The organism is Rhodococcus qingshengii JCM 15477, assembly GCF_023221595.1.
Taxonomy (GTDB): Bacteria; Actinomycetota; Actinomycetes; order Mycobacteriales; family Mycobacteriaceae; genus Rhodococcus_F; species Rhodococcus_F qingshengii.
In genome coordinates, this window is sequence record NZ_CP096563.1 from 4,747,136 (window position 1) to 4,768,330 (window position 21,195).

Here is a 21,195-nt window from a genome sequence, read left to right on the forward strand (position 1 = left end):
TCCGTTTTGCCCGGATCGACATATTCCCAGGTCAAGCTGTGAGGCACGTCACATAATCGGACAGGTTTCCGCTACGGCTTGCGCCCATCGCAATCATTTCGTTACCGTCAGTCGGTCTAAGTCACGGGCTGATCACGAACTCGAGGAGAGAACCGGCATATGCATCACCGCAGCCAGTTCACCGCTAGTAGGTTCTCGAACTCAGCTCCAGACGAGGTCACGACCACTTATCCAACGCACTCGGCCAGGCGTTACACCGAGACCAAAAGTTCTGAGATCTCTACCGATATGTTCACTCGAAATTCATCCTCCACGTCGTCAGATTCCGACTCTCACGAGTTCGTCGAGTCCGACGTGATCAGCACCCCCACTTACGCCACCTCCGCACCGACAGTCGATGTCGAATCTCCGGTTCGCCGCAGCGGTGCTCACCGACTCCCCACCCCTCCCTCCGCTCTCAAGGGCCGCGCCGCCGTTCTGGCAGTTGCAGCCGGCGCGGTTGTCGCCGCGGGCCAGGCAGTTGTCAACGACGGTTCCTCTTCTGCCGCCGACCACTCGGAAGTTGCACTCGCCAACGAGTCCTCCGCGATCGGTACCACCGCAGAACCGCAGGCCGCTCAGTTCGCTCCGGCCACCTCCACGGCAGCCACCACCGAGGCCGACGCTCCGCAGGTCCTCAACGTCGCAGCGCCGACCGACCTCTCCCAGTTCAGCAACCTGCTTGCCAAGGGCCAGCGTTTCAGTGACGAGCGCGCAGCACGCGAAGCCGCTGCCCGTCGCCCGCTGTTCGTCCTGCCGGCAGTGGGCACGTTCACGTCCAACTTCGGCACCCGCTGGGGCACCCTGCACGCCGGCGTCGACATCGCCGCCCCGATCGGGACGCCCATCGTCGCCGTCGCCGACGGCAAGGTCATCGATTCAGGTCCGGCTTCCGGGTTCGGCATGTGGGTACGCCTACAGCACGCAGACGGAACGATCACCGTCTACGGCCACATCGACACGTCCACCGTCACGGTTGGTCAGCAGGTCATGGCCGGCGACCAGATCGCCACTGTCGGCAACCGCGGCTTCTCCACCGGCCCGCACCTTCACTTCGAGGTTCATCTCGCCGGCGAGAACAAGATCGATCCCCTCCCCTGGCTCGCCTCACGCGGCATCAGCCTCGGCGTCGAGCAGGACTGATCGCAAGCCCAACGCTTCTGATGAAAAACTTCCGGCCCGCACCTTTCCAGGTACGGGCCGGAAGTTTTTGCCTGTCTTCTACAGCTTGACCATCGGCACACCGCCGATGAGCATCAACCGCACCTTGCCCGCGCTACCGAAGTCGATGGTGACCGTCGCGGTGGGGCCAGTGCCCTTGGTTTCCAACACGGTGCCCAGACCGTACTTGTCGTGACTGACGCGGTCACCCGTGGCGAGGACCAGAACGTTGTTGCGGCCACGCGCGGCACCGAAACTGGGAGTCGACGCGGCCTTGCCGGACCCTCCCCCGTAGTTCTGCCCGCCGCCGTATCCCTGGCCGCCCTGGCTGCCGTAGCGGCTTCCGCTGCCGTAACCCGGCCTGCCGCTTCCGAATCCGCCACCGGTGCCCGGATCCTCACGGCGCCAGTTGATCAGGTCCTCCGGGATCTCCTGGATGAACCGCGACGCCGGGTTCTGGATCGGTTGCCCCCACGCCGAACGCATGATCGCGCGCGTCAGGTACAGGCGCTGCCTGGCACGGGTGATGCCGACGTAAGCAAGTCGACGCTCTTCGGACAGCTCCGCCGGATCGCCGAGGGCGCGCATGTGCGGGAACTGCCCGTCCTCCCAACCGGTGACGAAGACGACCGGGAACTCGAGGCCCTTAGCGGTGTGAAGCGTCATCATGGTCACGACGCCGTCGTCGGAGTCCGGCAGTTGATCGGCGTCGGCGACAAGCGATACCCGTTCGAGGAAGGCGGCAAGCGAACCCGGATCGGGTTCACCTTCACGCATTGCTGCGGTTTCCTCGTCGTCCGGATCGATCAGCCCGGCCGCGTTTCGCGCGTCGGAACTGAATTCCCTTGCCACGCTGACGAGTTCGTTCAAGTTGTCGAGTCGCGCGCCATCCTGCGGATCGCTGCTCGCCGCAAGCTCGGCGCGGTAGCCGGTGCGCTCGAGCACCGCCTCGGCAACCTCACCGATGTCACCGAGCTCGAACGGTTCGTCCTCGTCGGCGGCCGCTGTCGGTAGCAGGGCCCGCAGCCCGTCCATCATCTCGAGGAACGACGCGATGGCCTTCTGTGACCGCGTATTGAGCAGCGCCACTTTGCCTTCCGCGCCGTCACGGAGAGCGGCGGCGAAGCTGATGTTGCGATGCTCGGAGTGCACGGCGACGCAGGCTTCGGCTCGATCACCGATACCGCGTCGGGGCGTGTTGAGAATGCGTCGCAGGCTCACGGTGTCGTCCTCGTTGGCGAGGACGCGCAGATACGCGACGATGTCCCGAACTTCCTTGCGCTCGTAGAAGCGAACGCCGCCGACCACCTTGTACGGCACTCCGAGTCGAATGAAGATCTCCTCGAGCGCGCGCGAGGAGTTGTTGGTCCGGTAGAACACCGCGATGTCGGCGAACTTGGTCTCGCCCTGGTCCACCAGCCGATCGATCTCCGAGGCGACAAACGATGCTTCGTCGTGCTCGTTGTCTGCAACGTAGCCGACGATCAGTTCGCCTTCACCCGAATCGGTCCACAGACGCTTTTCTCGTCGACCGGTGTTCTTGGAAATCACGGAGTTGGCCGCAGACAGAATGTTCTGCGTCGAACGGTAGTTCTGTTCGAGAAGGATGGTCCGAGCATCCGGGTAGTCGCGTTCGAACTCTTCGATGTTGCGGATAGTGGCTCCGCGGAATGCGTAGATCGATTGATCGGCGTCACCGACGACGCACAGTTCGGCCGGGGCAACGGCGTGGTCGGACTCGCCGGCTCCACCGACCAGTTCACGCACAAGCATGTATTGCGCGTGGTTGGTGTCCTGGTACTCGTCGACGAGCACGTGACGGAAGCGGCGGCGGTAGTACTCGGCGATCTGTGGAAACGCCTGAAGAAGCGCGACGGTCTCACCGATGAGATCGTCGAAGTCGAGTGCGTTCGCCGCACGCAGCCGCTGTTGGTAGTGGCCGTAGACCTTGGCGATCAGTCGCGGAAGTTCGGCCGGATCCTGATCGGCTGCGACAACCGCCTCTTCCGGTCCGACGAGTTCGTTCTTCAGGTTGGAGATGTGAGTGGCGAGAAGGCGCGCGGAGAATCGTTTGGTGTCGAGCTCGAGGTCCTTCGAGATCATCGTCAGCAGTCGACGCGAATCGTCGGAATCGTAGATCGAGAAATTCGAGTTCAAACCGGGTAGGAGCGCCGCCTGTGCTCGCAGGATCCGCACGCAACTGGAGTGGAACGTCGATACCCACATGGCGTTGGCACGCGGTCCGACAAGAGCTGCCACACGCTCGCGCATCTCGGCCGCAGCCTTGTTGGTGAACGTGATGGCCAGGATCTGACCGGGGGTGACACCCCGTTCGGCCAACAGATAGGCGATGCGACGCGTCAGCACTGCAGTCTTGCCCGAGCCGGCTCCCGCGACTATCAGCAACGGCGAACCGGCATGGACCACGGCCTCGCGCTGTTGCGGGTTGAGACCCTCGAGGAGGGCGTCCGAACCCGCGTCGTGTCCCCGCGCGCCGCCCCCGTCGTGCTGGGAATGTCCGTCGTGCTCACCGAGTGCTGGGTACGTGTTCATCGCCTGTCCACGCTACCGGCGTCCACCGACACGGTCGTCAGTGCGTCCACCTGCTGGTAGAGGCACTTGGATTACCTGTGTCGAGCATGGCAAACTGGACGCTATGTTCAGCATTTCCGTTCGCGACAACACGGCCGACCCCGTCGGCCCGCTGTGGCGTTACTTTACGTGCCCCGGACCTCGGTGCACGTGATCTGAACAGCTCACCCGCCCCTGGTCCGAATCGGATCCGGGGCATTTTCGTCAGTGTGCCTGGATCGGTAACGACCCGAGCCGAGACCACGATCCACGCAGTAGGAAGAGGAGACGAATAGCAATGAGCACCCAGGCTGCAGCCCCCCATGGAAATACTGTCGATACTGTAAAAACTGCTCCGACAGACGTCGAGATCCCCCAGAGTGAGGCGGAGATCGACGAACTACGGAAAGAAATCGACCGTCTCGACGCCGAGATCCTCGCGGCCATCAAACGTCGCTCCGAGGTCTCCCAGATCATCGGCCGTACCCGGATGGCATCGGGTGGTCCGCGTCTGGTGCACAGCCGCGAGATGAAGGTCCTCGAACGATTCAACGAGCTGGGCCAGGAAGGCCACACCCTCGCGATGCTGCTCCTGCGCCTGGGCCGCGGACGCCTGGGCCACTAGCGCACGACCTGTTCACTTGCGAACGGCCACATCGGATGCCTCTGGCAGTCCCGATGTGGCCGTTCGCGTGTGTATCAGCTCTCGAGCGCGATGTACTTCGTGTTCAGGTATTCCTCGATCCCCTCGGTCCCGCCCTCGCGGCCGAATCCGGATTCCTTCACGCCACCGAACGGCGCTGCCGCGTCCGAGATCACTCCGCGGTTGACGCCGATCATTCCTGATTCCAGTGCATCGGAAACCCGAAGCGCACGGTCGAGATCCCTTGTGAAGATGTACGCGGCCAGTCCGAACTCGGTGTCGTTGGCGGCTGCGATTCCCTCGGCTTCGGTGTCGAAGCCGGTGATCGCGGCGACGGGTCCGAACACCTCTTCTTTCAGAATCCGCGCGCTGGCCGGAACGTCTGCCAACACCGTGGCTGGATAGAAGTACCCTTCACCACCCGGCGCTTCGCCGCCCAGTCGCACCTTCGCCCCGGCATCCACCGCATCTGCAACCAACTCCGCGACCGTGTCGAGTTGATTCTGGTTGATCAGCGGGCCGAGCTTCGTCTCCGGGTCGGTACCGGGTCCCATCGTGAAAGTCGCCATCTTCTCGGTCAGCTTGGTCGTGAACTCTTCACGCACGGCGTTGGCGACGTGGAACCGGTTGGCGGCGGTGCATGCTTCGCCTCCGTTGCGAAGCTTCGCCAGTACCGCGCCCTCGACTGCCTTGTCGACGTCCGCGTCGTCGAACACCACGAAGGGTGCGTTGCCACCCAATTCCATCGACGTGCGGAGCAATCGCTTCGCGGACTTCTCCACCAGCATCTTGCCGACGCCGGTGGACCCGGTGAAGGTGAGCTTGCGCAGTCGAGGGTCGTCGATGAGAGGGCCGGTCACTTCACCGGATTTCGATGTCGGCAACACCGAGAGGACTCCGTCGGGCAACCCGGCTTCGGCCATGAGCTGAGCAAGCAACAACATCGTCAACGGGGTCTCCGAGGCGGGCTTGACGATGATCGTGCAGCCGGCGGCCAACGCCGGGCCGATCTTGCGGGTACCCATCGCCAACGGGAAATTCCAGGGAGTGATGGCCAGACACGGTCCGACCGGCGCCTTGGTGACAAGGATCCGGCCGTTGCCCGCCGGCGCCGGCGTGTAGCGCCCGCCGATGCGAACGGCCTCCTCGCTGAACCACCGGAAGAACTCCGCCCCGTACTTCACCTCGGCGCGACTTTCGGCGAGTGCCTTGCCCATTTCGAGGGTCATCAGCAGCGCCACGTCCTCGGCTCGCTCGGTGATCTTCTCGAAAACGGCTCGCAGGATTTCACCACGCTCGCGCGCAGGTGTGCTCGCCCACTTCGACGAGACGGCGACGGCTTCGTCGAGAGCGCGCAGCGCGTCCGCGGGGCTCGCATCGGCGACATCGGTCAACGATTTCCCGGTCGCCGGATCCGCCACCGGGAAGGTCGCGTTGTTCTCCGCGGGCACGAACCGACCGCCGACGAACAACTGGGTGGGAACTGATCGAATGAATTCGAATGTGTCCATGGGTTCCATGATGCTCGTCGGAGCCGCGTCCGTCTGCCCGCGAGCGAGACTCACGCGGAAGTTTCCAGCTTGTGCCACTAAAGTCGATGATCGTGAGCACTGACATCACCGGAACCTCAGCCTGGCAGAAACTGCGCGCTCATTACGCCGACATCGAAGGCGTTCACCTGCGAGAACTCTTCCAGGACGATCCAGCCCGCGGGCGAGAGCTGACGATCGACGCCGGTGATCTTCACATCGACTACAGCAAGCATCGCGTCAGCCGCGAGACTCTCGCGCTGCTCGTCGACCTGGCCCGCGAGGCCGGCGTCGAGGCACGACGCGACGCGATGTTCGCGGGCGATCACATCAACACTTCCGAAGACCGCGCCGTACTACACACAGCGCTGCGTCTGCCCAAGGATTCTGCGCTGACCGTCGACGGTCAAGACGTCGTCGCCGACGTTCACGAAGTTCTGGACGCGATGGGCGCTTTTGCCGATCGTGTGCGCAGCGGCGAGTGGACCGGAGCTACCGGCAAGCGCATCCGCACCATCGTCAACATCGGCATCGGCGGTTCCGACCTCGGGCCGGTGATGGTCTACCGCGCATTACGGCATTACGCCGACGCCGGAATCAGCGTCCGGTTCGTCTCCAACATCGACCCTGTCGATCTGGTCGGACAGCTCGACGACCTCGATCCGGAGACGACGCTCTTCATCGTCGCATCCAAGACGTTCTCCACCCTCGAGACCCTCACCAACGCGACAGCGGCAAAGCGTTGGCTGTTCGCCGGTCTGGGCAGCGAAGACGTCTCGGCCGTAGCCAAGCATTTCGTCGCAGTCTCCACCCACGGTGACCGCGTGGCGGAGTTCGGCATCGACACCGCGAACATGTTCGGGTTCTGGGATTGGGTCGGCGGGCGCTACTCCGTCGACTCGGCGATCGGCTTGTCGGTCATGTGTGCCGTCGGACCCGTTCGCTTTGCGGAGTTCCTCGACGGTTTCCACCAGATCGACACGCACTTCCGAAACCAACCGCTCGAGCAGAACGCGCCGGTCCTCCTCGGCCTCATCGGGCTCTGGTACTCCAACTTCTTCGGCGCACAGTCCCGCGCAGTTCTGCCCTACTCCAACGACTTGCTGCGCTTTCCCGCCTACCTGCAGCAGCTGACCATGGAGTCCAACGGCAAATCGGTTCGCGCCGACGGCTCACCGGTGACCACGTCCACCGGTGAGATCTTCTGGGGCGAGCCCGGAACCAACGGCCAACACGCCTTCTACCAACTCCTGCATCAGGGCACCTGGCTGGTGCCTGCCGATTTCATCGGGTTCGCGGAATCCACCGACGATCTGCCTACTGCGGACGGCACGGGATCAATGCACGATCTGCTCATGAGTAACTTCTTCGCTCAGACAAAGGTTCTCGCGTTCGGGAAGACTGCCGAAGAAATCGCGTCAGAGGGCACTGCTCCGGAGCTGGTGCCACACAAGGTGATGCCAGGCAACCGACCGTCGAGCACTATCTTGGCGAAGGAGCTGACCCCCTCGGTCGTCGGTCAGCTGATCGCACTTTACGAGCACCAGGTATTTGTCGAAGGTGCTGTCTGGGGTGTCAATCCGTTCGATCAGTGGGGCGTCGAACTCGGCAAGACACAAGCCATGGAACTGGGGCCTGCGCTCTCTTCCGAAGCAGCACCCGGCGACCTCGGCGACACATCCACAGATGCTCTGGTGCAGTGGTACCGCAGAGAGCGCGGACGGGCCTGACTCACGCGGCCGCCGGGCCGAACCAACTTTCCGTTGTGTACACGCGTCCGGATCGGTCGACGAGCCGAGCCCGAAGCTCTTGCTGTTCAACCCATTTGATGGCGCTTATCCCCCGGATCAACGCAGCTTCGCTCGCGGCGTACGCCCACACCGCGTCGTCAGCAATCACCGAGACCTGTGCCCATTCCGTGGAGGGCCGCTCCTGGTTCGGCTCCCAGGAGGGCAGCTCCAGCGCCCGCGCCGTCGCCATCGCGGTTCCGTTGATCAGTTCGACTTCTTCGCTGTCCGGCACCGGAATCTGCCAGCCACCAGCCGGTGCATGGCCGGCCGTGGCGATCACGTCGCCGATCCGCACAGCAACGCCGCATTGTAATTCGGCGGCGACGATCTGCGCGGCGCGATCGACGGTGTCGGCCTTGGCAACTCCGGTGATGTCGAACGACGCACCCCAGGGCGCGTACACCACGTCTCCGTCGAGCTGTACGTCCTCGAACGTCGGGGTCGGGTGCACCGGAGGGATGGATTCGTCCTCGGAGTAGTTGTCGGCAAGCGGATTGACTGCACCGCCGGTCATACGGGCAGCCCACAGCGCCGACCGCAGCAGAGCCGACATACGTCGTGTCACTTTGACCGGAGTTCCCTGAGCGAGGTTGACGGCGTGAATCTCGGCGTCTCCCCGGCGAAGGTCGCAGACCGCTTCGGTTTCGTCGATGGCAGCTGCGATCAACGCGTGCGCAGTAGGCAGCGCAGCGCCCTCGGTGACGTCCACCTCCACGGCGGAATCCCACATCGCCCACTTCTCGACACTGACCATGTCAGTCCTGCCCTTCGAACACACTGTGTTGTAACCAGTATGCGCCGGTCAGCAACCCCCGTGCCATAAAGCGCTTCCGAGGCCGAGGCACACATGCCGCAGGTTGAGCAGCGCACGGCGGGGACTGGATGGTAGATCTGTGCGACAGAATTGCCGCCTGGACTGTCGCCCTCCGTGTGCAAGACGTGTAATCCTCCACATGGTTCTGACATGCACCTGACTGCGACGACGTCGACTACTACTGGCGCAGCGGGCAATTCCGATCCGAAAGACGCAGAGTCGACGCTCGACATGTCCGGCCGGCCGGCTGCGCTTCGAGCCCGGTCCGCCGCAGCAACACGCCCGGGCGGCGCTATGTCACCGCATGAACCTTATGTCACCGCATGAAAAATGGGGACCGACGAGAAGCACTGTGTTCCAACGTCGATGACATACCAATCGGCCGCTTTCAATGCGCGTCACTTTCGCAGGTGGACACACCTGAGCGCTCACTCTCGAGTGCAGCAAAATACGGGCCCACCACTGCGCGCGAGCGTCGAGCAGAGCACCGAGAAGAAGTCCCGAACACGCGGCGCGCCAACCGCCGGCACGACGACGCCCGGTGCCCGGCGGCAGCGCTTCGCACGTTACAGACCGAGCAGGAATGCATCGACACAAAATGGATAGGACCGGCTGAAAGAACCTGCAGCACAATGGCGTAACCACCACCGTTCGGCTTATACGCTACCGCCGTACACCTTGGCAAAACGAACGGTCAGTACGCGGCGAAAATCACATACTTTACAAAGTCTTTGGAATTTTTCTGCGCCAAATATCCGCAGGTGAAAGGACTTTCGACCAGAGTCCAGAATAACCGTGTCGTCTACTATGTGAAAACTGCGAAGTAGCTGTGACGCTGGGTCACGCTCGAGGGAGGAATTGTGACCGATTCATTCAAGGACCGTTTGAACGCCTTGTACCCGGCCACAGCACCGAGACTCACCAACGCACAAGTTGTGGAAGCCCTTTCGCAACGTGGATGCAAGATTTCGACACCGTACCTCTCGCAACTCCGGAGCGGTGTGCGCACGAATCCATCGGAGCAAGTCGTTTTGGCATTGGCCGATTACTTCGGCGTGGCAGCAGAGTACTTCTTCGGCCCGACACCTCGCCAAGATCCCGAACTGATTCCGGAAGAAGACCGTTCGGTTGTCGAGGAGTTCCACGACAGCGAATTACGTTCTCTGGCCATAAAAGCGGTCGATCTCTCCCCTGAATCGCAGGACTTGCTCTCATCGATTGCGGAGAAACTTCGCTCGTCCGAAGGACTCCCGGCCGTCCCTCCGGATTGCAGCACCTACACCCCACCGTTCACTCGCGACTAGTCCGGAGCGAAGTTCAGCGAGTCAGATCAGCGAGTCAAGCGGCCCAATAGTGCCGAAGCTGTGATGATTCCGAGCAGCGCGGCCCCGATCAGCACGCCGAAGTCGACGAGGTAGTCGGTCGGCATTCCGATCAGCAGACCGCGCAGCGCTGACACCTCGTAACTCAGCGGATTGATGCGACTGAGCCACTGAACCCACGTCGGCATGAGTTCGACCGGGTACAGAGCGTTGGACGCGAAGAACAACGGCATGGTGATCGCCTGGCCGATGCCCATCAATCGATCTCGTTTGAGCACGATCCCCGCGATCGCAACCGACAGACAGGCGAAGAACGCCGAGCCGAGGACAACGACAGCCACGACGCCGAGCAACTTGATCGGGTTCCACGTCATGCTCACGCCCAGCAGCGCCGCTACAACGACTACGACCACGGCCTGGGCGACCGCACGGATACCGGCCGCAAATGCCTTTCCGGTGACCAGCGCGGCTCGTGGCGTCGGCGTCACCATGAGTTTGGTGAGGACTCCCGCGTCACGCTCCCAGATGATCTGGATTCCGTAGAAGATCGCAACAAAAAGCGCGGACTGCGCAATGATGCCCGGCGCGAGAAAGTCGAGATACGGTACGTCGCCAGTCGGGATCGCTCGGATATGACTGAACGTCTGACCGAAGATCACCAACCAGAGGATCGGCTGGATTGCGCGCGTGACCAATTCAGATCGGTCGTGCCGCAACTTCTGAACTTCCACGAGGCAGAATGTGTAAATTCTCGAGAGCAATCGAGCAAAACTGTTGGTAGTGGGATCAGCCCAAGCGGCGCGCTGTGCGACGGGCACTGCGGACATCGTGGAGACCTCCTGACTTGTCGCCGGTGAGATCGTCGCCGGTGTAGTGACGGAACACGTCTTCGAGAGTGACCTCCGGCCCCAGTTCGGCGGCCAACGCGCTCGGCTCGCCCACCGCACGAAGTTCACCGTGATGCATCAACGCAACACGATCACACAACTCCTCCGCTTCTTCCATGTAGTGCGTCGTGAGCAGCACAGTCATGCCGTACTGCTTCTGCATCTCCGCCACTCGCTGCCAGACGGATTCGCGGGCAATGGGATCCAGCCCCACCGTCGGTTCGTCGAGCACCAGCAACGACGGTCGGTTCACCAGCGCCTGCGCAAGTTCGAGACGTCGCACCATACCGCCGGAGAAACCCGACGCCAGACGATCACCTGAATCGAGTAGGTCCACCATCTCGAGCGCCTGGTCGACGCGCTCGCGTCGTTCGGACCGCGGAACGTCGTACAGTCGCGCGAACCAGGTCACGTTCTCGCGTGCGGTCAATGCGCTTTCGATCGAGAGCTGTTGTGGCACGTACCCGAGGTAGCGCCGAATGGTCATCGCCTCGGTACGAACTGAGCGACCGAGAATCCGAATGTCACCGTCTTGCAGAGGAAGTAACGTGTTGAGCAACCTGATCGTCGTAGTCTTTCCTGCGCCGTTGGGACCGAGCAGGCCGAAACACTCCCCCGCATTGATGACCAGACTCAGGTTGTCCACCGCGCGGTGGTCGCCGAACTTGTATGTAACCGAGTCGATCTCGACCGCGTGTGCGCCGGGGTCGGGTGAACCTGCCGCTCGGCTCTTCCACCACTGTGTCAGCATCTCACTACCCGTCACCTTCTGATCCGGCTGCTGCCAGAGCGCTCGCCAATCGAGACAGGGCCGGTAGAGCAGCCTCGATACTTGCCCTGTCCTCTGCGGTCAGAGTCGACAATGCCTGACCGACAATCACACTCCGGCGATCACGCCACACCTCGACGCGGGCGCGCGCCTCGTCCGCGAGCACCAATCGCGCGACGCGGCGGTCGGCCTCGTCGGCAACGCGTTCGATCACTCCATCGTCGACGAGCTGCCGCACCAAGGTGGACACCGTGTTTGCCGCGACACCCAATCGCCCGGCAGCCTCGGCCACCGACAGACCCGGGTTGCGTCGTAGCAGCCTGACGAGTTCGATCTGGGCGCCGGCGAGCGGTCGTTCCGCAAACGGCCGCCCCGACGCCTTCCTCGTGCCCCGGCGCAATTGTCCGAGCGTCTCCAGGACGTCATCCGCAAGATTTGCTCCGCTTCCATCCACAACCTCACAATAGCTCTGTAACAGAGCTATTGTCGAGGAATCCGGACGCCCGGCGTTTTCAGCTCGTCCGCAACGGGTATCCCCGATTGCTTGTCCCGAGCACTCCCGCCCAGAACGGAGACGTCATGCGCAGACAGTGGTTGTTCGCGACGATTGCGAGTACCGCCCTGATCCTCACCGGTTGCTCGCCCGACGCCCTCGATTCCGGGGACAGCGCAGACAACGTCACTGCCATTGCGACGTCGCTGTCGCCACCCGCCGCCGCTGATGCACCCCTGCTGAAGACCGCCGACTCCCCACTCGGGACGATCGCCGTCGACGGCGAAGGCATGACCGTCTACGTCTACAACCCGGACGAGGAGAACTCACAAGCCGGGTCGTGCGACGAAGCGTGCCTGCGTTACTGGCCGGCGGTCACCTCGGTCACGGATTCGCCGATCGTCGAAGGAATCGACGCTGTCATCGACACTGTCGACGGGCCTGAAGGATCTTTCCAGATCACCGTCAACGGCAAGCCCGTCTATCGGTACCTCGACGACAAGGTTCCCGGAGACATGCTCGGACAGAGCGTCGGCAGCCTGTGGTGGATGATCGACGCCGCCGGAAACCCCGTGTTCAAGACTGAGTAACCCTCAGTTGTACGGCTGCCGCGCGGTTTCGGGGTCGCCGTACGTGATTGCCCGTTCCCGACGCGTTTTCGACGCCAGGGTTGCGCCCCAGTTGAGCACCGTGCTGGCGCGGTTGCGGAAACCGGCGAGGAACGCGATGTGGATGATTCCCCAGGACACCCATCCGATGAACCCGGACAACTGGACCGGCCCTGCCTGAAGCAACGCGTGGCGTCGCGAAATGTAGGCCGCGGTTCCAAGATCGCGGTACTTGAACGGTTTTCGGCTGGGCACTCCGTTTTCCACGGTTGCAGCGATCCGGGCACCGGCGTGCCGACCACCCTGCATCGCGACCTCGGCCACCCCGGCAAGTTTGTCCCGCGACATGAGGTCGCCCACCACGTAGACGTTCGGGTGGCCGGGAACGGTCAGATCGGCTTCCACCTCGATGCGGCCACCGCCGACCTGCTTCACACCCAGCGCCGTGGCCAGTGCCTCGGCGAACGGCACCGCTTCGACGCCCGCGGTCCACAGAATCGTGCGGGTCTCGTACTGCCGCTTCTCTTTTGTCTTCTTGTCCGTCGTCTCGATGCTGGTCTCGCACACGTCGGTGACGTGCACGCCGAGGTGAGTCTCGACGCCGATCCCGTCGAGAGTACGTTTGGCGGCGGCCGAGAGCTTGCGACTGAACGAAGGGAGCACCCGATCGTCGCCGTGGAAGAGCAGTACCCTTGCCTCGTCCGGGTCGATGGACCGGAACTCGTTGGTGAGCGCGTGCATCGCCAATTCGCGGATCTGTCCGGCTAATTCGACGCCGGTGGGTCCGCCGCCCGCCACGGCGAATGTCAGCCACGGTCGACGTTCTTCCGCAGTCGGGAGCGATTCGGCCATCTCGAACGCAGCAATGAGACTGCGCCTGATCGCCAAAGCGTCGTCGAGGGTTTTCATGCCGGGCGCCCATTTGATGAACTCGTCCTGGCCGTGGTAGGACTGGCGCATTCCGGCCGCCACGATCAGGTAGTCGTACGGCAGTTCGAAGGTCGACCCGTCGAAGCGACTGGCAGTCAGTATCCCGGCGTCCGCGTCCACCGACTTGGCCTCGCCCAGAACGACGTTCGTGTTCTTGTTGTCCTCGAGCAGATGCCGCAGCGGACTTGCGATCTGCCCTTCGGAGAGCAGACCCGTGGCGCACTGGTAGAGCAGGGGCTGGAAGACGTGGCTGGTCCCTCGGTCGATCAGAACCACCTCGACGTCGGCCTTCTTGAGCCGTCTCGCTGCGTACAGTCCACCGAAGCCGCCACCGACGATCACTACGCGGGGCTTACCGTTCGAGATGTGGATGCTCATCAGACAAACCTCGCTGTCACGGAGTTGGGCAGGAATCGTTGGGCCGCATCTATCCCTTGCCACTTGAGGCCGGGTAGCGCCGCTCGGGTGGTTTCCTTCTCGATGGCGTCGACCATGGCACTGACGCCTTCGTCCAAACTGGCCATGAGCGCTGCGTCGTCGCCGGCGCCGGCGGACATGTCGGTCTTGATGAAGCCCGGCAGCAGCGTGGTGACCCGAATAGGTGTGCGCGCCAACTCGATACTGAGCGCCTCACCCAGCGCCGCTACTCCCGCCTTGCTCGCCGAATAGGCCGCCTTGGGCCCGGGTAGCCCCCGATCCGCGCTGATCGAAGACACGAGAACCAGGTGTCCGGCGTCCTGCGCGCGAAAGATCTCGAGCGCAGCTTCACACTGCGACAGCGCACCGACAAAATTCGTCTGCGCTGTTGCGAGATTCGCGTGCGCTTTTCCGGTTCCGATCTTCGCGCCCTTGCCGAGCCCGGCGTTGACGATCACCCGGTCCAGGCCACCCAACTCGTCGCGCAGCTCACCGAAAACCCGGACGACGGAATCGTGTTCGGTCACATCGAGTTCGCGCACGGCGACGCTGATCGACGGGTACTGCGCCACCAGCTCCCCACGCAGCGTGTCGAGACGATCCGTCCGCCGGGCACACAACGCGAGGTCGCGACCGGCCGCGGCGAATCTCCTGGCCATCTCCTCACCCAGACCCGAACTCGCACCGGTGATCAAAATCTTCTGCCGCGTCATGGGTGCAACTGTAACCATCATCGAGTTCTCGTACCCGGCGGTAACCGAGCGAACTCGGACCGATCCGACATACCGTGGAGGCATGACCGACGAATTCGATGTCATCGTGATCGGCGGTGGGCCCGCCGGCGAGAACGCCGCCGCGTACGCCATCGCCGGAAGTAATCGCACCGCCGCAATCGTGGAACACGAACTGGTCGGCGGTGAATGCTCGTATTGGGCCTGTATGCCCAGCAAGGCACTACTGCGCCCGGGGCAGGTCCTCGAGGCGGCCGACGCCTTGCCCGGGATCCCGGCCGGACCGCTGGACGTCGATGCCATTCTGAAACGGCGCGACTCGTTCACCCACAACCACGACGACTCGTCCCAGGTCGACTGGGCAACCTCCGCGGGCATCACCGTGATCAAAGGCCACGGGGTCATCGACGGCGAGCGAGCAGTGACCGTCGACGGGACCCGTAAGCTCCGTGCCCGCCAGGCCGTCGTACTCGCCACGGGAACGACCGCCACCGTCCCGAAGACACCGGGATTGCGCGAGGCACTCCCGTGGACCTCGCGCGACGCCACCAACCTGCACGAGGTTCCGTCGCGAGTGGCGGTCATCGGCGGCGGAGTGGTCGCAACGGAGTGCGCAACGTGGTTGTCGTCGTTCGGCGCTCACGTGACGTTGCTCGTGAGGGGCGATGCTCTGTTGAAATCAGCAGAACCGTTTGCCGGAACGATGGTGGCCGAAGCACTCGGCGCCCGCGGTGTGGACGTTCGACTGAGCACTGCCGTCAACTCGGTCTCACGCCCCGATGCCAAGGACACCGGCGAAGGTCACATCCACGGTGGACCCGTCAGCATCGAGACATCGTCCGGCGTGATCGAAGTCGACGAGGTCATCGTCGCGGCGGGCCGCGGGCCGACATCGGCCGATCTCGGCTTGTCCGTCATCGGCCTCGAGGACGGCAAGTACGTCACCACTGACGATCACCTCTGTGCCCAAGGTGAGTGGCTCTACGCCGTCGGCGACATCAACGGTCGTTCTCCCCTCACCCACATGGGCAAGTATCAGGCGAGAGTCTGCGGAGACGTCATCGCCGCGCGGGCCGAGAGCCGCGGACTCAGGGGACCTCGGTACACGGCGTCGGCGGACAACGGACAGGTCCCCCAGGTGGTGTTCACCTCACCCGAAATCGCCTGGGTGGGACGCACCGAGAAGAAAGCTCGCGACGACGGCTACGACGTCGAAGTCGTGGAGATCGAACTCGCCGTCGCGGGATCTTCGCTGCTGCGCGACGACTACTCGGGGCGCGCGAAGTTGGTGATCGACAAGGCCACCGACGTGATCCTCGGCGCTACCTTCGCCGGGCCCGAAGTATCCGAGCTGGTGCATGCGGCGACAATCGCGGTCGTCGGCGCCGTACCACTGGAAACTCTCTGGCATGCGGTGCCCTCGTATCCGACGGTCAGTGAAGTCTGGCTTCGATTGCTGGAGGCTCGCCGCTGACGCGCTCCCGAAGTACGTATAGTCGCGACATGGCGTCCGACATACTTGTGACCACGGCCGACGGCACCCTGCGCGGCCGCCGGGTGGGAAAACTTCGTGCCTGGCGCGGAATTCCCTACGCCCGGCCGCCGGTCGGAACACTGCGTCTGACGCGACCACAGCCGGTCACGCCGTGGATCGGAGAACGCGACGCGACCAGGTTCGGCGACGCGTCTGTCCAACACAAGAAGGGGCTGTTGCTCGCGCCCGGGAAGTACCAGCCGAGCAGCGAGGACTGCCTGACGCTCAACGTGCTCGCCCCCGCGAACACCGGCAATACTCCGCGTCCCGTCATGGTTTTCATCCACGGTGGGGCAAACACCATCGGGACCTCGGCCACCGGCTTGTACTCGGGCGTGTCCCTCGTCGAACGCGGCGACGTCGTCTACGTCTCGATCAACTACCGACTCGGCGCTCTGGGCTACCTCGATTTCACCCCGTTCTCCACATCCGAGCGCGTATTCGACTCCAACCTCGGACTGCGCGATCAGGTCGCGGCCCTGCAGTGGGTGCAACGCAACATCGCCGCCTTCGGTGGGGATCCTGAAAAAGTCACGATTTTCGGTGAATCCGCCGGAGCCACCGCCGTCACCACCCTGATGGCGACTCCGGCCGCCAAGGGACTCTTTGCCCGCGCTATCGCCGAGAGTTCGGCTCCGGATCTGGTCTCGAGCACGCAGCGATCGCATGCCTGGGGCGCGCGTTTCGTCGAGATCCTCAATTCAGGCCTACCACCCGCGAAGGCCCTGACCTCGGCGACAGCCGTCGAATTGGGCAGAGCCGGAAGCAGACTGGGCGCCGAGGTACTCGCGAACACACCTGGACTACATCCCTTCGGACCGGTCGTCGACGGCGACTTCCTCCCCCGCTCCCCCTTGGACGCATTCAAAGAAGGATCGGCACACCAGGTGCCGATGATCATCGGCACCAACAGACGGGAGGGGACGCTGTTCCCGAAGGTGCTCGACGCACTTCCGACCAACCCGTCGCGCATCGACACCATGTTTGCCCTCACCGATCCCGAGGCCGGGAAGCGCATCCTCGCAACCTATCCCGGCTACCCGGACGAGCAGTCCGCGATCGACGTCGGCGGAGACGTCACGTTCTGGCACCCGTCCGTGGAGTTGATGCAAGCGCACGCACAATCGGCGCCGACGTACGCCTACCGATTCGACTTCGCGCCGACGATGATGCGCTGGCTCGGCCTCGACGCCACACACGGATTCGAGATGTTTGCAGTCTTCGGCATCGGTGACACCCTTGTCGGGCGCGGCCTCACCCTTCCCGGCGGTCGACGCGGACTGCGCGCAGTCACCGAATCTGTTCAGGGACACTGGCTTCACTTCGCCGAGCACGGCTCGCCGCGCGGATCGTGGCCGCGCTACGAGGGGCAGGAGCGTCGGACCATGATCTTCGACGAGATCGTCCGCGTCGAGAACGATCCCAGACGTGAACAACGCTTGGCCTGGGCGGGATACAGCGGTTACCGTAGCCACGGCACCGACATCTCCCTACCGTGACGAGCCCCCTCGAGATCACTCTCGATTCCGGGGTCGTACGCGGGCGCCTCGATCGAGGACTGCGCACCTGGCGAGCAATCCCCTACGCGGCGGCCCCGACCGGTCCTCGGAGATTTCGCGCACCGCAGCCGGTCGAGGCTTGGAATGGTGTCCGCCCGGCGGAAGCATTCGGCTCTCCGTCTCCGCAGCGCAAGAGCAATTTCGACGAGAACTCACTCTTCGTCAATGTCGTGGCCCCGCAGGTACCGTCGGATTCGTTGCGACCGGTCATGGTTTTCATTCACGGCGGCGCGTACAACGGCGGGAATCCGTCGACGCCCATGTACCGCGGAACGAGCCTGGTCGAACGTGGCGACATCGTCTACGTCTCGATCCAATATCGCCTCGGCGCGTTGGGCTACCTCGATTTCAGTGAATATTCCACTGCGGAAAGATCATTCGAGACGAACCTCGGATTGCGCGATCAGATCGCCGCGATGACGTGGGTCCAACGCAACATCGCCGCTTTCGGCGGCGACCCGAACGCCGTCACCGTCTTCGGTGAATCGTCCGGCGCCAACGCGGTCACCACTCTGATGGCAACGCCGGCGGCACGAGGGCTGTTCGCCCGGGCCATCGCTCAAAGTCCGCCGGCTGCTTCGGCATACGGAAAAGAGCGAGCGCACCGTTGGGCACGCGAGTTCCTCGAGATCGCACAGGCTCCGGATACCGATCCGGGATCGTGGCTGCGCTCCGCTTCGGTGAAGGACCTGGTCGCTGCCGGCGAAGAACTTGCGCGCCGCGGCGCGGACGAAGAACCCGGAACGCGGGCATTTGCCCCCGTGGTGGGTGACGACGTCCTTCCCGAACACCCGCTCGACGTGTTCGCCGCCGGACGCGCCCACCCCGTTCCGCTGCTCGTCGGTTCGAATCTCCACGAGGGAAGAATCTTCCCGCGCGTTCTCGACATCTTGCCTACCGACCCGGTTCGGATCGAGAAGATGTTCTCCCACACCACCCCTGAAGTGAAAGCACGTGCGCTCGCGGCGTATCCCACGTATCCGCACCGGTTTGCTGCCGCAGATCTCGGCGGCGACATCACGTTCTGGGAGCCCGCGATACTCTGCGCACAGGGTCATTGCCAGGTAGCTCCTACCTACAGTTACCGCTACGATTTTGCGCCTCGCCTGCTCAGACTCGTCGGCATGGGCGCTACCCACGCCACCGAATTGCTTGCGGTCTTCGGGCGTTCGGATGCACTCACCGCGGCCTTGACCGCGGTCGGTGGGCGCCGCGGACTGACTGCGGTGACCTCCACCATGCAGCGCCACTGGATCCATTTCGCCCGCCACGGAGTGCCGGACCGGGATTGGCCCGCCTACTCCGTACCGGAGCGGCAAACAATGATCTTCGACGAGACGTCCCGAGTGGAGAACGACCCGATGGGTGAGCGTCGACGGGCTTGGATCGGCTACGAGCACAGGCGCTGAAGCCCGATCAGAAGAACTGACCTTTCACGAAACCTGCGAGTAGGACGGCAAATCCGCCCACCTCACCGAGGATCAGCAGAAACATCCCGAGGTGCAGGGGCGGACCGGCGGACTCGAACTGATTGTCGGTGTCCTTCATCGCACCGTGAGCGATGTAGCTGAATATCGCTGCGAGAAAGAAGAACACGACCACTGCGGCACTGGTCAGGTTGATCCACGTCGGCCACGCACTGAGTTCGACGAACACCGCGATCAGCAGCGTCGCAAACGAGTACATCAGGGCAGCGCGGTGTGCGATGTCGACATACGGATGGGCGAGGTGATTGTCCGAAGTGGCCATCTGTCGGTATTTCCAGATTCCCAGGCACAGGGAGAGAAGGAAGATCAGACCGGCCGCGAGAAGCGTCAGTGTCGTGTCGATCCCCAGCGTCATCTGCCCACCCCGCAGTGCGTTTCCAGCGAGTCACCGCTGGGTGATCCAGCCGAAGGCTTGTCGTAGACGACAACCAGCACCACCGCACGATCCGCCGACACCGACCGCATCCGGTGCGGCGTATTCGCGTCGAAGTACAAGCTGTCGCCGGCATCGAGGTGCATCGTCTGCCCGGGGATTTCGAATTCTACGGATCCGGAATGCACGAACACGAACTCCTCTCCCGTGTGGTCCATGAACTTGGGACCCATCACCGAGGCCGGATGAACCACGAACGGCTGCATGGCCTTTCCGACCAGTGAGGGCGCGATCGGATCGTAGACGGAAGACTGCACGGAGTTGGCCGGGTCGATCACGCGGTCCTTCGCGCGCACGATCGTCATGGCATTTCCCTCCATACTGTCCGAGAACAGTTGCCCCACATCGGCGTCGAGCACACGCGCAATCTTGAGTGCCACCGCGATCGACGGGGTACTGATACCCCGCTCGACCTTGGAGAGATAGCTCTTCGTCAGACCGGTCTGCTCGGCCAGGCCCTCGAGCGTCAGACCGGCGCGACGCCGATGTGTTCGCAAAAACGCTGCCATTCGGTTCCCCTCACGAGACTTTGTGTCATCACCCTACCAATACATTGACCTGCGGCGATCAGCGATGCAGGAATCGAGGGTTGCGCATTTCCGTCCTATATGACACTTTGTGTCTTATAGGTGACTGAATGTCATTGATTTCCGGGTCCCGAGAAAGGCACACCCCATGACCGACACGATGCATGCGAGCAAGCAGGAACTCATGGCCACCGCCGAGACGAAGATGCTCACCGAAGTAACGACAGGTAGTTGGACTCTTCGACAGAAGATCGCACTGACCTGCCGGGCACTGTCGGACGCCGGCCACGACTCCGGCCTTGCCGGACAGATCTCCGCCCGCGGTGGGCAGCCAGGAACGTTTGTCACACAGCGACTCGGCCTCGGGTTCGACGAGATCACCGAGGACAACCTCCTGCTCGTCAACGAGGATCTCGAAGTCCTCGACGGGGAGGGCATGCCGAACCCCGCCAACAGGTTCCACAGTTGGATCTACCGCGCACGACCCGACGTCAACTGCATCGTCCACACACACCCACTACATGCGACGGCGCTGTCGATGCTCGAGATTCCCCTCGTCGTCTCCCAAATGGACATCGCGCCGCTCTACGACGACTGCGCATTTCTCGCCGACTGGCCCGGGGTTCCCGTGGGAAACGAGGAGGGCGAGATCATTTCGGCTGCACTCGGCGACAAGCGGGCAATTCTGCTCGCCCACCACGGCCAACTCGTCGTCGGCAACACGGTCGAAGAGGCATGCTCTCTCGGGCATCTGATCGAGCGAGCGGCCAGACTGCAGTTGCTGGCGATGGCTGCCGGAGACATCAAGCCGCTACCGCCTCGCCTGGCGAAGGAGGCACACGATTGGACACTGACTCCTCGGCGCAGCGAGGCGAACTTCGCTTACTACGCCCGTCGCGCTCTCCGCAATCATCCCGACACACTGACCAACTGACTTTTGTTTCCCACCAA

General features: G+C 63.2%; 20 protein-coding genes. 10 read left to right on the top strand and 10 right to left on the bottom strand.

Annotated features, from left to right (window positions below):
• Nucleotides 1-159: 159 nt before the first annotated feature.
• A complete protein-coding gene (locus M0639_RS21595; protein WP_054828357.1) occupies nucleotides 160-1,182 on the top strand; it encodes a M23 family metallopeptidase in 1,023 nt (340 codons plus the stop codon).
• A 78-nt stretch (nucleotides 1,183-1,260) separates the two neighbouring features.
• Here the strand turns inward: M0639_RS21595 and pcrA are convergent, their stop codons facing one another.
• Nucleotides 1,261-3,753: a DNA helicase PcrA gene (pcrA, locus tag M0639_RS21600; RefSeq protein ID WP_003946394.1), complete on the bottom strand. Its 2,493-nt coding sequence runs from the start codon at nucleotides 3,751-3,753 to the stop codon at nucleotides 1,261-1,263.
• 316 nt (nucleotides 3,754-4,069) lie between these two features.
• Here pcrA and M0639_RS21605 point away from each other — a divergent pair, with 316 nt between their 5' ends.
• The gene (locus M0639_RS21605; protein WP_003946362.1) at nucleotides 4,070-4,396 is read left to right on the top strand and encodes a chorismate mutase; all 327 of its coding nucleotides are present in this window, start codon (nucleotides 4,070-4,072) and stop codon (nucleotides 4,394-4,396) included.
• Between the two features lie 74 nt (nucleotides 4,397-4,470).
• Here M0639_RS21605 and M0639_RS21610 read toward each other — a convergent pair whose 3' ends face one another.
• Nucleotides 4,471-5,925: an NAD-dependent succinate-semialdehyde dehydrogenase gene (locus M0639_RS21610; RefSeq protein ID WP_007727613.1), complete on the bottom strand. Its 1,455-nt coding sequence runs from the start codon at nucleotides 5,923-5,925 to the stop codon at nucleotides 4,471-4,473.
• Nucleotides 5,926-6,017: 92 nt separating this feature from the next.
• Between M0639_RS21610 and pgi the strand changes: the two genes are divergently transcribed.
• Nucleotides 6,018-7,673 carry a glucose-6-phosphate isomerase gene (pgi, locus tag M0639_RS21615; RefSeq protein ID WP_007727615.1) on the top strand — a complete coding sequence of 552 codons (1,656 nt, stop codon included), beginning with the start codon at nucleotides 6,018-6,020 and terminating at the stop codon, nucleotides 7,671-7,673.
• A 1-nt stretch (nucleotide 7,674) separates the two neighbouring features.
• Here the strand turns inward: pgi and M0639_RS21620 are convergent, their stop codons facing one another.
• The gene (locus M0639_RS21620) at nucleotides 7,675-8,487 is read right to left on the bottom strand and encodes an FAD:protein FMN transferase (RefSeq protein ID WP_007727618.1); all 813 of its coding nucleotides are present in this window, start codon (nucleotides 8,485-8,487) and stop codon (nucleotides 7,675-7,677) included.
• Nucleotides 8,488-8,697: 210 nt separating this feature from the next.
• Between M0639_RS21620 and M0639_RS21625 the strand changes: the two genes are divergently transcribed.
• Together M0639_RS21625 and M0639_RS21630 are read left to right on the top strand one after the other, a co-directional pair.
• Nucleotides 8,698-8,874: a hypothetical protein gene (locus tag M0639_RS21625; protein WP_156511732.1), complete on the top strand. Its 177-nt coding sequence runs from the start codon at nucleotides 8,698-8,700 to the stop codon at nucleotides 8,872-8,874.
• A 533-nt stretch (nucleotides 8,875-9,407) separates the two neighbouring features.
• Complete coding sequence (locus M0639_RS21630) at nucleotides 9,408-9,851, top strand: helix-turn-helix domain-containing protein (RefSeq protein WP_003946341.1); 444 nt, start codon at nucleotides 9,408-9,410, stop codon at nucleotides 9,849-9,851.
• A 26-nt stretch (nucleotides 9,852-9,877) separates the two neighbouring features.
• On the opposite strand, the gene M0639_RS21635 is transcribed toward M0639_RS21630, so the two are convergent.
• Genes M0639_RS21635 through M0639_RS21645 form a run of 3 tightly spaced genes read right to left on the bottom strand, consistent with a single transcriptional unit; the run spans nucleotide 9,878 to nucleotide 11,979 of the window.
• Nucleotides 9,878-10,696: an ABC transporter permease gene (locus M0639_RS21635; protein WP_064074024.1), complete on the bottom strand. Its 819-nt coding sequence runs from the start codon at nucleotides 10,694-10,696 to the stop codon at nucleotides 9,878-9,880.
• Nucleotides 10,656-11,507: an ABC transporter ATP-binding protein gene (locus M0639_RS21640; protein ID WP_042921332.1), complete on the bottom strand. Its 852-nt coding sequence runs from the start codon at nucleotides 11,505-11,507 to the stop codon at nucleotides 10,656-10,658. Before M0639_RS21640 ends, M0639_RS21635 begins: the two co-directional genes overlap by 41 nt.
• A 4-nt stretch (nucleotides 11,508-11,511) precedes the next feature.
• Nucleotides 11,512-11,979 carry a MarR family winged helix-turn-helix transcriptional regulator gene (locus M0639_RS21645; RefSeq protein WP_064074023.1) on the bottom strand — a complete coding sequence of 156 codons (468 nt, stop codon included), beginning with the start codon at nucleotides 11,977-11,979 and terminating at the stop codon, nucleotides 11,512-11,514.
• Nucleotides 11,980-12,104: 125 nt separating this feature from the next.
• Here M0639_RS21645 and M0639_RS21650 point away from each other — a divergent pair, with 125 nt between their 5' ends.
• Nucleotides 12,105-12,608, top strand: a complete 504-nt coding sequence (locus M0639_RS21650; protein WP_064074022.1) for a COG4315 family predicted lipoprotein — start codon at nucleotides 12,105-12,107, stop codon at nucleotides 12,606-12,608.
• Nucleotides 12,609-12,611: 3 nt separating this feature from the next.
• Here M0639_RS21650 and M0639_RS21655 read toward each other — a convergent pair whose 3' ends face one another.
• Nucleotides 12,612-13,934: an NAD(P)/FAD-dependent oxidoreductase gene (locus M0639_RS21655; RefSeq protein WP_003946361.1), complete on the bottom strand. Its 1,323-nt coding sequence runs from the start codon at nucleotides 13,932-13,934 to the stop codon at nucleotides 12,612-12,614.
• On the bottom strand, nucleotides 13,934-14,686 hold the full coding sequence (locus M0639_RS21660; RefSeq protein ID WP_064074021.1) for an SDR family oxidoreductase: 753 nt from the start codon (nucleotides 14,684-14,686) through the stop codon (nucleotides 13,934-13,936). The genes M0639_RS21655 and M0639_RS21660 overlap by 1 nt, the downstream gene beginning before the upstream one ends.
• Nucleotides 14,687-14,768: 82 nt before the next feature.
• Between M0639_RS21660 and M0639_RS21665 the strand changes: the two genes are divergently transcribed.
• The 3 genes from M0639_RS21665 to M0639_RS21675 are packed head-to-tail and all read left to right on the top strand — an operon-like array spanning nucleotide 14,769 to nucleotide 19,206.
• Complete coding sequence (locus tag M0639_RS21665) at nucleotides 14,769-16,178, top strand: dihydrolipoyl dehydrogenase family protein (RefSeq protein WP_042449247.1); 1,410 nt, start codon at nucleotides 14,769-14,771, stop codon at nucleotides 16,176-16,178.
• A gap of 29 nt (nucleotides 16,179-16,207) precedes the next feature.
• Nucleotides 16,208-17,737, top strand: coding sequence for a carboxylesterase/lipase family protein (locus M0639_RS21670; protein ID WP_064074020.1), 1,530 nt, complete (start codon nucleotides 16,208-16,210; stop codon nucleotides 17,735-17,737).
• Complete coding sequence (locus M0639_RS21675) at nucleotides 17,734-19,206, top strand: carboxylesterase/lipase family protein (protein ID WP_007727639.1); 1,473 nt, start codon at nucleotides 17,734-17,736, stop codon at nucleotides 19,204-19,206. Before M0639_RS21670 ends, M0639_RS21675 begins: the two co-directional genes overlap by 4 nt.
• A gap of 7 nt (nucleotides 19,207-19,213) precedes the next feature.
• Here M0639_RS21675 and M0639_RS21680 read toward each other — a convergent pair whose 3' ends face one another.
• Together M0639_RS21680 and M0639_RS21685 are read right to left on the bottom strand one after the other, a co-directional pair.
• Nucleotides 19,214-19,639, bottom strand: a complete 426-nt coding sequence (locus M0639_RS21680; protein WP_003946354.1) for a hypothetical protein — start codon at nucleotides 19,637-19,639, stop codon at nucleotides 19,214-19,216.
• Nucleotides 19,636-20,226, bottom strand: a complete 591-nt coding sequence (locus M0639_RS21685) for a helix-turn-helix domain-containing protein (protein ID WP_003946400.1) — start codon at nucleotides 20,224-20,226, stop codon at nucleotides 19,636-19,638. The genes M0639_RS21680 and M0639_RS21685 overlap by 4 nt, the downstream gene beginning before the upstream one ends.
• Nucleotides 20,227-20,392: 166 nt before the next feature.
• Here M0639_RS21685 and M0639_RS21690 point away from each other — a divergent pair, with 166 nt between their 5' ends.
• A complete protein-coding gene (locus tag M0639_RS21690; RefSeq protein ID WP_030534888.1) occupies nucleotides 20,393-21,178 on the top strand; it encodes an aldolase in 786 nt (261 codons plus the stop codon).
• The last annotated feature ends 17 nt before the right edge of the window (nucleotides 21,179-21,195 follow it).

Bases quoted from the DNA above. Each gene is read 5' to 3' on its own strand.
- M0639_RS21640 (WP_042921332.1), bottom strand. From the start codon at position 11,507: ATGCTGACACAGTGGTGGAAGAGCCGAGCGGCAGGTTCACCCGACCCC.
- M0639_RS21685 (WP_003946400.1), bottom strand. From the start codon at position 20,226: ATGGCAGCGTTTTTGCGAACACATCGGCGTCGCGCCGGTCTGACGCTC.
- M0639_RS21670 (WP_064074020.1), top strand. From the start codon at position 16,208: ATGGCGTCCGACATACTTGTGACCACGGCCGACGGCACCCTGCGCGGC.
- pcrA (WP_003946394.1), bottom strand. From the start codon at position 3,753: ATGAACACGTACCCAGCACTCGGTGAGCACGACGGACATTCCCAGCAC.
- M0639_RS21655 (WP_003946361.1), bottom strand. From the start codon at position 13,934: ATGAGCATCCACATCTCGAACGGTAAGCCCCGCGTAGTGATCGTCGGT.
- M0639_RS21635 (WP_064074024.1), bottom strand. From the start codon at position 10,696: ATGTCCGCAGTGCCCGTCGCACAGCGCGCCGCTTGGGCTGATCCCACT.
- M0639_RS21690 (WP_030534888.1), top strand. From the start codon at position 20,393: ATGACCGACACGATGCATGCGAGCAAGCAGGAACTCATGGCCACCGCC.
- M0639_RS21660 (WP_064074021.1), bottom strand. From the start codon at position 14,686: ATGACGCGGCAGAAGATTTTGATCACCGGTGCGAGTTCGGGTCTGGGT.
- M0639_RS21625 (WP_156511732.1), top strand. From the start codon at position 8,698: ATGCACCTGACTGCGACGACGTCGACTACTACTGGCGCAGCGGGCAAT.
- M0639_RS21665 (WP_042449247.1), top strand. From the start codon at position 14,769: ATGACCGACGAATTCGATGTCATCGTGATCGGCGGTGGGCCCGCCGGC.
- M0639_RS21620 (WP_007727618.1), bottom strand. From the start codon at position 8,487: ATGGTCAGTGTCGAGAAGTGGGCGATGTGGGATTCCGCCGTGGAGGTG.
- M0639_RS21650 (WP_064074022.1), top strand. From the start codon at position 12,105: ATGCGCAGACAGTGGTTGTTCGCGACGATTGCGAGTACCGCCCTGATC.
- M0639_RS21595 (WP_054828357.1), top strand. From the start codon at position 160: ATGCATCACCGCAGCCAGTTCACCGCTAGTAGGTTCTCGAACTCAGCT.
- M0639_RS21610 (WP_007727613.1), bottom strand. From the start codon at position 5,925: ATGGACACATTCGAATTCATTCGATCAGTTCCCACCCAGTTGTTCGTC.
- M0639_RS21680 (WP_003946354.1), bottom strand. From the start codon at position 19,639: ATGACGCTGGGGATCGACACGACACTGACGCTTCTCGCGGCCGGTCTG.
- M0639_RS21605 (WP_003946362.1), top strand. From the start codon at position 4,070: ATGAGCACCCAGGCTGCAGCCCCCCATGGAAATACTGTCGATACTGTA.